9 protein-coding genes and 3 riboswitches are annotated in these 13,315 nt (G+C 37.4%); of the genes, 2 read left to right on the forward strand and 7 right to left on the reverse strand.

Going from position 1 to position 13,315, the window contains the following annotated elements; translation table 11 throughout:
* The 7 genes from E4T88_RS11745 to pflB form a co-directional block, all read right to left on the reverse strand.
* A complete protein-coding gene (locus E4T88_RS11745; RefSeq protein ID WP_228093890.1) occupies positions 1-1,908 on the reverse strand; it encodes a hypothetical protein in 1,908 nt (635 codons plus the stop codon).
* 407 nt (positions 1,909-2,315) lie between these two features.
* Positions 2,316-3,311, reverse strand: a complete 996-nt coding sequence (locus E4T88_RS11750; RefSeq protein ID WP_260393691.1) for a hypothetical protein — start codon at positions 3,309-3,311, stop codon at positions 2,316-2,318.
* A gap of 394 nt (positions 3,312-3,705) precedes the next feature.
* Positions 3,706-4,686 (reverse strand): hypothetical protein, encoded by a 981-nt coding sequence (locus tag E4T88_RS11755; protein WP_228093892.1) that lies wholly within the window; start codon positions 4,684-4,686, stop codon positions 3,706-3,708.
* A gap of 159 nt (positions 4,687-4,845) precedes the next feature.
* Complete coding sequence (gene nrdG / locus E4T88_RS11760) at positions 4,846-5,334, reverse strand: anaerobic ribonucleoside-triphosphate reductase activating protein (RefSeq protein ID WP_135105672.1); 489 nt, start codon at positions 5,332-5,334, stop codon at positions 4,846-4,848.
* On the reverse strand, positions 5,327-7,534 hold the full coding sequence (locus E4T88_RS11765; RefSeq protein ID WP_135105675.1) for an anaerobic ribonucleoside triphosphate reductase: 2,208 nt from the start codon (positions 7,532-7,534) through the stop codon (positions 5,327-5,329). Before E4T88_RS11765 ends, nrdG begins: the two co-directional genes overlap by 8 nt.
* Positions 7,535-7,651: 117 nt before the next feature.
* A riboswitch (cobalamin riboswitch) is annotated at positions 7,652-7,841 on the reverse strand.
* Positions 7,842-8,052: 211 nt separating this feature from the next.
* Positions 8,053-8,772, reverse strand: coding sequence for a pyruvate formate-lyase-activating protein (gene pflA, locus E4T88_RS11770; RefSeq protein WP_135105679.1), 720 nt, complete (start codon positions 8,770-8,772; stop codon positions 8,053-8,055).
* Positions 8,773-8,854: 82 nt separating this feature from the next.
* Positions 8,855-11,086 carry a formate C-acetyltransferase gene (gene pflB / locus E4T88_RS11775; RefSeq protein ID WP_135105682.1) on the reverse strand — a complete coding sequence of 744 codons (2,232 nt, stop codon included), beginning with the start codon at positions 11,084-11,086 and terminating at the stop codon, positions 8,855-8,857.
* A 173-nt stretch (positions 11,087-11,259) separates the two neighbouring features.
* Positions 11,260-11,462: riboswitch (cobalamin riboswitch) on the reverse strand.
* Between the two features lie 166 nt (positions 11,463-11,628).
* A riboswitch (cobalamin riboswitch) is annotated at positions 11,629-11,812 on the forward strand.
* A 150-nt stretch (positions 11,813-11,962) separates the two neighbouring features.
* Between pflB and E4T88_RS11780 the strand changes: the two genes are divergently transcribed.
* Positions 11,963-12,805: a threonine/serine exporter family protein gene (locus E4T88_RS11780; RefSeq protein ID WP_135105685.1), complete on the forward strand. Its 843-nt coding sequence runs from the start codon at positions 11,963-11,965 to the stop codon at positions 12,803-12,805.
* A 2-nt stretch (positions 12,806-12,807) separates the two neighbouring features.
* A complete protein-coding gene (locus tag E4T88_RS11785; RefSeq protein WP_135105687.1) occupies positions 12,808-13,314 on the forward strand; it encodes a threonine/serine exporter family protein in 507 nt (168 codons plus the stop codon).
* The last annotated feature ends 1 nt before the right edge of the window (position 13,315 follow it).

Below are 13,315 nucleotides of genomic sequence, written 5' to 3' on the forward strand. Positions count from 1 at the left end.
TTAGTGAGGATTAATTCCTCCTTCTGTTGCAACCTTTTTGATTAGGTAGGCGACAGAGTTTAACTCTAAAAAAGAGTTTGCATTAGTACCCCAAGGTGGGGTGGCTCCTCCATTTTGTGTGCCATATTGTTGTATAAAATAGAATGGCACTCCGTCAGAAGTGTATCTTGCCGGATACCATATGTCTCCCGCTGTAGTGGTACTGCTCGTAGCAACACAGTCTCCGAAATAGATGAAGTTTTTTACATCATTCATCCAAACAATGGATGTCGTTGGACTTTGTTTCATTTTAGACCAGGTGTTTGATGCCGGACATATTTGCACAGAGCCATCTGGCAATGATGACATAACAATAGAGTTCGATGAACTGGAATCTTCAACCCAATATAATCCGGCAGTGTTTCCGAATGGACCATTGATAACTTTATTATCAGTATAGTTGTTAACCTGATATCCATCAGCATTAGAATATGTTCCTGATATTTGATTCTGTGCCGGGCTTATCCCAAATATCCCATTCATTAATACATTTACGGCTGAAGCTGTATTATCGGAAGAGCCATAGATTATAGCTCCACCTCGGTTGATGTAGCTAGCTAAAGCTTTAGAAATATTATCATTAGGTGAAGCTCCATAAGCAAAGTATAATACTATATCAGGATACTGACCGTTATATCCATTATTCAGCATTGTTGCTGCATCATTGACATTGGTTGTTACCCATAAACTCGAAAATTCTTTTATTTTAACGATCCCGTCCGGGCCAAACGACTTGTTTGAGTTAGTTAATGCAGCTAATCTTAGGGATGTATTCCAACTATAGCCTCCACTCCCAATTATGGCATAGGTCATTTTAGGTAATGTCACTGGTATAGTTACATTGCATGTTGCATTTCCAGAATTTGTATTTGCGGTCAAAGTTAGTGCGATGTCTTCATTTACAGTTGGTGTTCCTGTGCCATATAGCGTGACTGTATTTACACCAAGAGTTGTAAAGTCTCCGGATTGAGAGAACTTTATTCCTTTTGATTCATTTGTCTCAATGAGATAAGATCCTAATTTAGAGACATTAACTCTTATTGTAATCGTATTGGTCCCATCTAATTCTATCCCTTTCAGATATTTTCCTATTACGGTAGTAGAGCTGCATAGCAAGTCGTATCCTCCTATTTTAGATTGTACTTTAACTGTAGTCGAACAGATGTTGCTTTCATTGATCTTAATCGTAAAGTTATCATTCTGTGGGCTAACAGGCATGCCTTGTCCATCGAGATAAATTACATATTGTCCCTTTTCAAGGAATACACCACTTGCATAAAAAGAGTAACCATTTGAAGATCCATTGATAGAAGCACTTGCAGTCCATGCCCCAGGCTTTTTTACATCTATAATTAGTTTTATTTTATTTTCGCTTGTTAATGCGGTACTCTCTACATAAGATCCCATTATTGATACATCGGGGCATGAAATTTCAACAACAGCTTTTCCTAAAGCGTATTGGAAACAATTCCATTGCTCTCCATCCCACTGATTTAAACCTAAGCATAATTCTTTATCATCATTCTCTGTCAGGTTGTAAACGATCAAGCCCGTATGAGCCTTATCTAAAGCCTCCTTATTGGCTGCTCCGCTATAGGCAGTATTCGGTCCCGAAGCCGGATCATCCGGGTCTGCCAAGAACATGGGATAAAGAGCTTTTTTTTCTGATAAGGTTACTCGTGGTAAGGCTAAACCCCTATGTGCATTAGAGCTCGCATCGGTCACCGCATCTTTCTCTTTTAGTTGTAAGATAGATCCGGATATAGGCTCTTCACCCGAGCCGATTGAGACTTGCGCTTGTAGTGTAGATAAGGGCAAGAACAACATTATAAAAACGAGAAATGTTGTTACTGATTTGTTTCGATTCATAAGTTCTCTTTTAGTTTATTTCTATTAATTTGTGCTACAATCATATTTTGTTTTGTAAAAAACAGGACAGCATAAATAATACCTCACGTAACGATAGTTACAAATGCAAAACTTATTTATAATTAGGGTGATAGAGTAATTCGTCTTGATGATATGTCTAGATATATGTGCTACGATATTTTTATCTTATATCTTTATATTACCTTCATGCTGTTTGTCTGTTCGGGAATTTTTGACAAAATTGAGAGATTTATTTTGTGTAAACAATAAGCTATATCGACATCGCTGTTAATAATGTATCTATTTTAGAGCTTGTTGATAAGGTTAGGGAGGATATTCGATGTATTGACGTGAAAAAAAAGTTGAATATACATTGAATTGCAGGTAAACTTATAGTTGTTAAATTTTTAATCGTCAGAAGTTGTATCCTCTCCCAACATTATTTCGACTGCTTTTCTCTGTTCATTAAAATATTCTTTTCTTATTAGATCGGCACTTCCCGTTATAAGAATAGAATATCGTTTCATCGATTCAATCCAGATTTGATGAACTTCCAGTAGTTGGGAGTCGAAGCTCGTAATACCACCTATCCCATAAACTCTAAAATGAGCTATTTGACTATTGTCTGACTTGATTAAAGAACAAGAAGATTCTATATTGATGCTCGAGATATAAACAGATATCTTTGATGATGTACCCAAACTGCCTTTCGCAGCTTTTGTTTCGAGATTGTTTATTAAGTCGAGGAGGTCTTTTTTTAGTAGTATGACTTCCGGTTTTGTTATCAATTTAAGCTTGGAGAAGAAAACTATATCCTTAATGTATGAAGTAAAAGTATTGCAGTCGAAGATGTATTCAGTATCAATAGTCTTACTCTCTTTTATAAATTCATGAACCAGGTTCGCAATTTCATCCGAAATTTTATACTCCGAAAAAGGCAGTTTATGTTCTATTGCTTTTGTTTGGTATAGCCATTTGTAAGATGCGACTTTCGCTAAAGTTTTATATTCCAGAAAAAGCTGAAAAGGGATCATGTTGGAGGCAATGATAAGTTTTGCATTTGTGGACTGCCGTGCTACTTTATGAAGTTCTATATATGATTCTGCAACTTTTTTGAGTGTATTTTCAAGGTTATCACTTATAATCATCTTTGTTTCAAAAGATGCATTTTTAGCGTCCTTTTTTTGATGATTGATAATGTCATCCAATGAAATGTTTAGGTCGTTAGATATTTTAATGAGTTCATCCATATTGAACATTACTTCTCCTCTCAATCTGCGATATACAGCTTCTCTTCCCAAGGAGAGCAAATTCATTAAGTAATATAAAATCTTGACATTGTCAGGAATTGCCAATTTTATTAATGTAACTAGTCTTTTTATAGCTTTATTGTTTTGTTGCATATATTATATTTTCTACTTCGTAGATATACTTTTTATAAAAGAAAAAGCTCTTTTATGGACTTAATATTAGAGAGTTTATTGTTCAGCCCATGGCCTTGCATAAGTATATTTGTAGAGCCCTTAAGTCTAAACTTTTCTGTATTCGATATAACGAATGAATATCGTTTGTCCTATTTTTTAGACAGTTATGGGTGAACAGTTTATATGATAAGATTGAAAAAACGAAGTGTAAAAGTGAAATATTAATCTGTATTAGACAATAGGCTGATTCGACAACAGTGTTTATTCTGTGTCTTTATTCGTGTTTTTCTATAAAGTGTGATAAGGTATGTCAGCACAAATTAAGGAAAAAGTTTAACCGTGCCTGTTATTGAAAATGCGGTATAGGAAATAGTTATAATTTTTGCATTATAAATTCTCTTTGCTTGTTAAAATATTCGATTCGAACTAAATCCGCACTCCGTGTTATTAATGTAGAGTATCGTTTTAATGAATTAATCCAAGTTTTATGTACTTTACATATAGTCGGATCTTCAGTGTTTATACTGCAAAGGCCATATATGCGGAAATGTGTTACCTGATTATTATCCCATTCTAGAAATGTGTAAGTTGTATCTATGCTAATATTAGATATATAAACCGATATTTTTGAGGTTGGGCTAAATTTACCCGATGCAGTTTTTATTTCGAGGTCGTCAATCAAGTTCAAAAATTCTTCTTTCAACAAGTTGACCTCTTCGTTAGTTATTAAATTTAATTTGTAAAGAAAAACAATGTCTTCAACTATAGAATTAAAGGTGTTAGGATCAAATATAAAATCAGAGTCAATGGTATTATATTCTTTTACAAATTCATGAGCAAGGTTGATTATTTCATCCGATACTTTATAGTCACTAAAGGACATCATATTTTCAACTGGTTGAGTTTGATACAACCATTTGTAAGATGGAATTCTCGCCAGATTTCTGTAATTGAGAAAAAACTGATAGGGCATCGTATTTGTTGCGATAGACATTTTAGCTTCAGGGTGTCTGTTTGCGAGTTTACACAATTCGACATGTCCATTTAATGTCTGTTTGAGGTTCTCCATAAGATGTTTTAAAGAAGTATCTTTTATCAGCATTTTTGTTTCAAACAAAATGCCATATTTTTCCATTTTTTCAGGATTTACAATACTATCTAAAGATATGTCCAAGTCTTTGGATATTAGTATGAGTTCATCCAGATTGAATGTTATCTCTCCTCTTAGTCTGCGATATACAGCTTCTCGGCCTAACGATAACAAATCCATCAGGTAATGGGCTATTTTGACATTTTCGGGAAGTGCAGATTTGATTCTATACACCAAGTTGTTTACAACCTCTTTATTCATCATAGACTTACATTTATTGAGATTGAGATATGTTTAGTGGTTAACTTTAATCTAAGTTTTAGTAAATCTTTTTTTATCGCATAAATTTATCATATTTATTTTAAAAATTGGTATGGATTTTATTCAAGAATGTGTTATTTTATCACTTTTTTTTGAAAGCTCTTATAGTTGAGGTGAATCCCCGTATTCATCCAAAGTTTGCACATTTATGATTCTTTGATTGCTGCTGCCTCTGAATCGTAGCTCTTCGCTTCGCAGTGTTTCAATATATCTCCCGTCTACCAAAAAATCGATAAAAGGAAGAATTAGAGAAAGCCTTTCCGATTTTAGAATGTTTTCATACAAAAATCCGGTATAACACCAGATGTTTTTGTCTGTTTCTGCTTTTATTCGTTGTGCAAGCTGTGTGAAACCTTCTACTTGAAACAGGGGATCTCCACCTGAAAAGGTAACGTTTGCGAATTCATCTTCTTTTATTATCTCTAATAGCTGATCAATGGTGTGTGGTATGCCATTTTCTATATTCCACGATTGGGGATTGTGGCATCCCGAACATCTGTGTGCACAACCCGCAGCGTAGATGGCCGTTCTGAATCCGGGACCATCTACTGTGGTGTCATGTATAATGTTTAGTATTGATAATTTATTCATGAATAATGCGGTCGTTTAACTCTGCCAGTTTTGCGCTGTTCCATCGGTCTGTTGTCCCTACCAGGTAACCTGTTATGCGTTGCAGGCGATCTATTTCGTCGCTACCGCATTTTGGGCATCGGGTGAGCTTTGTATCCGAATTTTCATAGCCGCATTTCAAACAACGATTGCGATTGTGATTGACTGATGCATACCCCATATTATATTTATCCATCATATCTACTACTGTCAATATAGCATCGGGGTTGTGTGTGGCATCACCGTCTATCTCTACATAAAAGATATGTCCTCCTCGAGTTAGGTCATGATAGGGAGCCTCTGTCTTTGCTTTCTGATGTGCACTGCATTGGTAATATACGGGTACGTGATTGGAATTGGTATAATATTCACGATCTGTGATGCCCTTGATTAGCCCAAAGTCTTTTTTGTCTCGACGAGTAAAGCGTCCGGCGAGCCCTTCGGCAGGAGTTGCAAGTACACTGTAATTATGCTGATATTTTTCTGAGAATTCATTTACCCGATCTTTCATATAAGTTATTATCTCCAGTCCGAGTTTTTGAGCTTGCTCATCTTCTCCATGATGCTTACCTACAAGTGCAACAAGAGCTTCGGCAAGTCCTATAAAACCAATGCCCAATGTGCCTTGATTAATTACCTTCTCTATCGTGTTCTCATCTTTTACCTGCTCGCATCCTTCCCATAATACAGACATTAGTAATGGGAATTGTTTAGGAGCGGCAGTTTTCTGAAATTCGAAACGGCGATGCAATTGTAATGCTGTTAAGTCGAGTATCTGGTTTAGTTTGCTGTAGAAGCAATCTATTCTTTCTTTTTCATTTTCTATATTTCTGCATTCTAAGGCAATGCGTACAAGATTGATGGTGGAGAAAGAGAGATTCCCCCGTCCGATAGATGTCTTTTTCCCAAAGCGATTTTCGAATACGCGTGTCCGACAACCCATTGTAGCTACTTCGTGTTCAAATCGCCGAGGATCGTCTGCTTTCCAGTCTTCATGTTGGTTGAATGTCGCATCTAGATTCAAGAAGTTAGGGAAGAAACGGCGGGCACTTACTTTGCTTGCTAATATATAAAGGTCATAGTTTTTGTCGTCCGGCAAATAGTTTACGCCTCGCTTCTTTTTCCATATTTGTATAGGGAAAATAGCCGTTACGCCACTTCCTACTCCTTCGTATGTACTGTGGAGTAATTCGCGAATAATGCAGCGCCCTTCAGCGGAGGTGTCCGTTCCGTAATTGACCGAACTGAATACGACCTGATTTCCTCCACGAGAATGGATTGTGTTCATATTGTGAATAAAGGCCTCCATCGATTGGTGAACTCTGCTCACTGTTCTGTTTATAGCATGCTGTATAATTCGTTTGTCTCCTGCTAAATCTTTGACGCAACAAGGGATATAATCTTCTATTTCTGTTTCGTACAAATGTTTGTATTCTATTCCTGTAGCTTGTTCGAGAACTTTTATTTCTTCAATAAAGCTTTTACGTACAAATGGAGCTAAATAAAAATCGAAAGCAGGAATAGCCTGTCCGCCATGCATCTCATTTTGCGCTGTTTCCAGAGAGATACAACCTAGCATACTGGCTGTCTCGATGCGTTTTGCGGGACGAGATTCTCCATGTCCTGCAAAAAAACCATTCTGTAATATTTTATCTAAAGGATGTTGTACGCAAGTAAGACTTTTAGTCGGATAATAATCTTTGTCGTGTATATGCAGATAGTTGAGGCGAACAGCTTCTTTTACCTCCGGCAATAATAAATAATCATCCACAAATGGTTTGGTGGTTTCGCTAGCAAACTTCATCATCATGCCGGCAGGAGTATCGGCATTCATGTTTGCATTTTCGCGCGTGATATCGTTTGATTTGGTATCTATAATTTCCAGAAACATGTCTCGCGTTTTTGCTTTGCGGGCAATGCTGCGTTTGTCACGATAGGCGATGTATTTTTTTGCCACCTCTTTGCGGGGGCTTTTCATCAATTCCATTTCTACCATATCTTGTATCTGCTCCACTGTCATCTGCTCATTTCCTTGACAGGATACATAGTCTGTAATCCGTCTGATTAAAGTGGAATCTTCTCCTTGTTCGGTGTGTAGCATGGCTTTGCGAACTGCTGCCATGATTTTTTCCTCATTAAAACCGACGATACGTCCGTCTCTTTTTACAACTGTCTGAATCATATTCGTTATCGTTTATACTTTTATTGTATCAATTAAAATATAACTGACAGGAGCAGGGAAGTACACAGACTTATTTGGAGTTAATATGTTGTATAATTCTGCTGCTTTTCTCCCGAAAGCTAGAATGTATATACGGCAGGTCTTCTGACTTATTTCGCAGTTGGTAACCTTCCCATCAGTATTCGTTGACAGTGGTGTGAGAGTCCAACTACCTTTCTGAAATTTACAGCTACGGGGATAGTTCAGGTCTTTCACCTGATTCCCTTTTCATCCGATTATATTCGGAACCGTATATGTTAACAAAGTTATATGATTTTACTTAATAAAAGACTTGATTGGATATTTTATTTAAGTGTTTTCTGTTTTAAGTTTTCTCTTTTTTGTTGTTAATTAGCTCATTATGAGTTTGTTGTAATTTTATTATTGTTGAAAAGTTTTCTAAAAATAAAATTTTAGATTCTTATTGATGATCTTTTTTTGTTTTTGTAATGAAAAATGTTTTATGAATAATCTATATGTCAGACCTTAAGTCCATAATTTCGGAAAATATTTTCAGCCTCCTCTATTTCCGACTGTTCGGGAGGTGCAATGTCTTTAAGCTTGTAGTCTTCACCTAACTGCTCCCATTTATGTAATCCCATTTGATGAAAAGGTAAAATATCTACTCGCTGTACATTTTTATATTCAGAAACTTGTTTTGCCCAGTCATTCAGGTCTTTTTCATCGTCGGTGAAGCCCGGAACGAGCACATATCTTAGCCAGGCAGGTTTTTCAATTTCTGAGAGGTACTGCATGAAGCGAAGTGTTGGCTCCAGCTGTTTTGCTGTGAGGTTTTTATATTTATCAGGATTGATATGTTTAATGTCTAGCAGTACAAGATCTGTGTGCTCTAAAACTTCCTTTACCTTATCATTTAATATATATCCTGATGTGTCTATAGCTGTATGTAAACCTTCATTTTTACACATCTTAAACAGCTCAATAATGAACTGGGGTTGCAGCAGGGGTTCTCCTCCCGAAATGGTTATGCCCCCATTGCGTATGAAGTTTTTTACCTTCTTTACTTCTTCAAAAGCCTCTTCCGGAGCTAGTTCGTACTTCTTATCGTTCATATTCCATGTGTCTGGATTATGGCAATAGAGGCAACGAAGAGGGCAGCCTTGCATAAAAAATACAAATCTTATACCTGGGCCGTCTTTAGTTCCAAAAGATTCGAAAGAATGAATTAAACCTTTCATTATTTATTTTCTTCCTACTAAGTGAAGTTGCCCCAAAAGTGTTTTTTGTTTTAGGGGCAACTTTTTGGTTATTAACGGAGTATCAGAACGATGTAGTAATTGTTCTGTTTATAACATCCAATTGCTGCTCTTTTGTAAGTTTTACGAAATTAACAGCATAACCTGATACACGTATTGTCAACTGAGGATATTTTTCAGGATGTTCCATCGCGTCGATAAGTAGATTCCTGTCAAATACATTAACGTTGAGATGGTGACCTGTTTGTAAGAAGTAACCATCAAGAAGTCCGCTGAGGTTTTGAGCTTCTTCTTTTCTGTTTTTACCCAATGTATTTGGTGTGATAGCGAAAGTATATGAAATGCCATCATTTGCATGAGCAAACGGAAGCTTCGCTACAGATGAAAGTGATGCTACAGCTCCTCTGGTATCACGCCCATGCATAGGGTTGGCTCCCGGAGCAAAAGGTGTTCCTCCACGTCGTCCGTCAGGGGTGTTTCCTGTTTTCTTTCCGTAAACAACATTTGAAGTGATGGTCAATACCGACTGTGTAGGTATCGCATCTTTATACATCTTACGTTTACGGATTTTGCTCATGAACTTTTCTACTATTTCCACAGCAAACCTGTCGGTCTTGTCATCGTTATTTCCAAACGGAACATAATCTTTTTCTATAATATAGTCGACTGCGTCACCTTCTTCATTTCTTACGATGCGTACTTTCCCATACTTGATAGCAGCAAAAGAGTCAGCGATAATGGACAACCCCGAAACGCCGAATGCTTGTGTCCGAACGATATCAACATCATGCAAAGCCATTTCTAAAGCCTCGTATGAATATTTATCGTGCATATAATGGATGATATTTAATGCCTTTACGTAAGTTTCGGCAACCCAATCTAAGGTGCGGTCAAATTTCTCCCACACTTCTTCAAAGTCAAGATACTCTCCTGATACCTTTTCTACCCAGTGCTTTGGTAATACTTGCGCTTTGGTTATTTCGTCTTTACCTCCGTTGATTGTATATAGTAGAGCCTTTGGTAAGTTCGCTCTTGCCCCGAAGAATTGCATCTGGTGCCCTATTCGCATCGGCGATACACAACATGCGATACCGTAATCATCGCCTAGTTGAGGACGCATCAGGTCGTCATTCTCGTACTGGAGTGATGACGTGTCGATAGAAACTTTGGCACAATAATGCTTCCAGCTTTCGGGTAAACGGTCGCTCCATAATATTGTTAGATTAGGTTCGGGTGCAGGCCCTAGGTTGTATAGTGTATGAAGCATACGGTAGCTATTTTTCGTAACCATCGACTTTCCGTTGTTTGTCATACCTCCGATCGATTCGGTTACCCATACAGGATCTCCCGAAAATAGTTCATTATATTCATTGGTGCGAAGATAACGGACTATGCGTAACTTCATTACAAAATGATCAATAAGCTCTTGTGCGTCTATCTCGGTTATTAAGCCTGCTTGTAAATCTCTTTCGATATATATATCGAGGAAAGTAGTTACACGTCCGAGGCTCATCGCTGCACCATTTTGGTCTTTGATAGCACCCAGGTATCCAAAGTATGTCCATTGGATAGCTTCTTGGGCTGTATTCGCCGGTTGAGAAATGTCGAAGCCATACGAAGCAGCCATACGTTTCAAGGCTAGTAATGCTTCTATTTGCGAACTTAGCTCTTCACGAAGACGAATCAGATCGTCTGTCATCACAATTGGGTCACATTCTTGGAAACGTTTTTCTCGCTCTGAGATTAATCGATCTACACCGTAAAGAGCTACTCTGCGGTAATCGCCGATAATACGTCCACGTCCGTAAGCATCGGGTAGGCCCGTTAACAATCCATTGCTTCTGGCTCTGCGGATGCTGTCGGTATAAGCAGCGAATACACCTTCGTTGTGTGTGCGTCTGTATTTTGAGAATATTTCTTCTGTCCCTTTGTCGAGTTTATAACCATATTCGGCCAAACTCTGTTTCACCATACGGAGACCTCCGTTAGGGAATATTGCTCTTTTTAGCGGTTTGTCTGTTTGAACCCCTACAATTTTTTCCAGCTCTTGGTCTATATATCCGGGTCCATAAGCATCAATTTGAGAAGGTATTCGAGTCTCGGCATCATATATGCCTTTCTCTTTTTCTTCAATAAACATTGTGCTTAACTTTTCCCATAGCTTGATTGTTGCTTCAGTAGGGTTTTGTAGAAAAGATTCGTCTCCTGTGTATTCTTTATAGTTTTGGAGTATAAAATCATTTACATTGATTTCCTCTTGCCACCGTGTGCCTTTAAAGTTTTTATATGCTTCCATTTGATTATAAAATAAATTTCTAAGTACTCAATTTTCAGAGCTTACGTGGAATAGAATAAGAAATAAATACAGACGTATTTAAATAAATGTAACAGAATAAAAATAAAATAGAGAAGGCTTTTTCTATTTGAAAAAATCCCATCCTAAATCTTCAGCTTTATTCCTCGAAAGCTTCAAACTATATGGTCTTGGCAGGTCTTCTGACTTACTTTATCTTTGAGCATCCTTCCCATTCAGTGTAAGAACAGTGGATAGAGTATTGTTCAAAGTCTTTGGAGGAGCTTACAGCAGCGGGTCTGTCCAGGATTTTCACCTGATTCCCTTTTCATCATTTTCTATGGATATAGTAAATGACACCAAAACCTGTGACAAAGTTATATGTTTTTAAGCATAAAAATAAACATTTAATATAAAAATGCTTATTGATTGAGACTCCTCTCTTTTTGTTTTCTTTTATATCTTTTTGTATAGGAAAAAATAAAAAAGATGTGCTATTTATTATTTTTTCCTATACCTTTGCCTTCCGAAAGTTCTTTATCATTATTCTTCAACCGCTAAGGTGCCTCAGATATTGAGGAGAATAGGGAATCAGGTGAAAGTCCTGAGCTGTCGCGCAACTGTAATCACCGCGAAAGTTTCTATTTAAAATCCACTGTTTCGTATAGAGATGGGAAGGAAAATAGAAATGGTGAAAGCCAGGATACCTGCCTTAAATCGGATTGACAATGCTTCGCGATAAAAGTGTTATGTCTAATAATTTCATTCATCCCTCTTGTCGGAGGAGATGTTATTATCCAGGTGTGTTCTTATTGCAGCATTGAGAAGTTCAAAAGAGCTTTTTACATTTATGTTTAATCGTAAAAAGTTTAGAAAGAAATGCGCGCAAACATTCTTGATTATTCGCATGTTGATGATCGATGTGCAGATGTAGAAAACACACGTTCAGACAAAGAGTTGTCGTTGAAGGAATTTGTAGGCATCATATTGGAGGTCAGTACCCTGTTGCTTGAATCGGGAGCCCACTGTGAAAGAATTAATAGGAATGTACAACTTATAGCACAGAAGACAAACTATAAAGTAGAAATGCTGATATCATTTACTGCTGTATCGGTATCGGTAACCGATATGGATAATGAGGAAAACATAGTAACGGCCAATAAAAAGATAATACATCATGGGGTACACTTTGGAATACTCACCAATACCAGTCTGCTGACATGGGAGCTTGCCGAAGACCGGATTTCTTTGCAGGAGTTGCACCAGCGTATAAAAAGGTTGAAGGATACCTCTCGTTATTCCGTTTGGCTTGTTCGCCTGTTTATTGGAATAGCTTGCGGATCGTTATGCCTACTGGCCGGAGGGAATTTAATAGATGGGGCTTTTGCTTTTTTAGCCTCATTCGTGGGGCTTGCGGTGCGTCAGGAGATGATTAAAAGAAAGTTTAACCTAATGGTTATTGTTATCTGTTCAGCGTTTGTGACAACAACCATATCAGGATTGAATATCTTATCAGGATTTGGTTATTTGCCTCAAACATCTATTGCTACTTCTGTATTATTCCTTATTCCGGGAGTTCCTCTGATAAATAGTATAATCGATTTGCTTGAAGGGTATATTCCTACAGGTATAGCCCGTGGAGCATTCGGCGGATTTATTCTCTTATGTATCGCTGTGGGGATGTTTATTAGTATGACAATAATAGGAATAAGTAATTTTTGATTATGCTAATACATATATTGAAAGACGCTCTTCTTAGTTTTTTTGTTGCTATAGGTTTTGCACTATTGTTCGAAACGCCTAAGAAGGGATTGTTGGTTGCCGGTTTGCTGGGAGGGCTTGGTCATGCTATTCGTTTTACGTTGTTGTATTTCGACTTTGGCTTGATCTCAGCTACGTTAAGTGGCACTGTTGTAATAGGGCTTTTGGGTATCTACTGTGCTCATAAGATACATACTCCTCCGGTTGTATTTACATTGCCGGCTTGTATAACCATGATACCGGGCTTGTATGCCTACAACACGATGCTGGGATGTATACGGATATATGAAGAGGGAACGACCAGTGCAAAAACAGCATTTTTATTGCATGACACGGTTTACAATTTTATATTGACATCTTCTTTACTCTTTTGTCTGGCAATCGGTATATGTATTGCCGCATTATTGTTTCGGAAAAAGAGCGTAAAGAAAATAAAGAAGATAAAAGATTTAGGGATAAAAATATTTTGAT

The sequence above is a fragment of the Dysgonomonas mossii genome (assembly GCF_004569505.1).
Classification (GTDB): domain Bacteria; phylum Bacteroidota; class Bacteroidia; order Bacteroidales; family Dysgonomonadaceae; genus Dysgonomonas.

Bases quoted from the DNA above. Each gene is read 5' to 3' on its own strand.
- E4T88_RS11745 (WP_228093890.1), bottom strand. From the start codon at position 1,908: ATGAATCGAAACAAATCAGTAACAACATTTCTCGTTTTTATAATGTTG.
- E4T88_RS11750 (WP_260393691.1), bottom strand. From the start codon at position 3,311: ATGCAACAAAACAATAAAGCTATAAAAAGACTAGTTACATTAATAAAA.
- E4T88_RS11755 (WP_228093892.1), bottom strand. From the start codon at position 4,686: ATGATGAATAAAGAGGTTGTAAACAACTTGGTGTATAGAATCAAATCT.
- nrdG (WP_135105672.1), bottom strand. From the start codon at position 5,334: ATGAATAAATTATCAATACTAAACATTATACATGACACCACAGTAGAT.
- E4T88_RS11765 (WP_135105675.1), bottom strand. From the start codon at position 7,534: ATGATTCAGACAGTTGTAAAAAGAGACGGACGTATCGTCGGTTTTAAT.
- pflA (WP_135105679.1), bottom strand. From the start codon at position 8,772: ATGAAAGGTTTAATTCATTCTTTCGAATCTTTTGGAACTAAAGACGGC.
- pflB (WP_135105682.1), bottom strand. From the start codon at position 11,086: ATGGAAGCATATAAAAACTTTAAAGGCACACGGTGGCAAGAGGAAATC.
- E4T88_RS11780 (WP_135105685.1), top strand. From the start codon at position 11,963: ATGCGCGCAAACATTCTTGATTATTCGCATGTTGATGATCGATGTGCA.
- E4T88_RS11785 (WP_135105687.1), top strand. From the start codon at position 12,808: ATGCTAATACATATATTGAAAGACGCTCTTCTTAGTTTTTTTGTTGCT.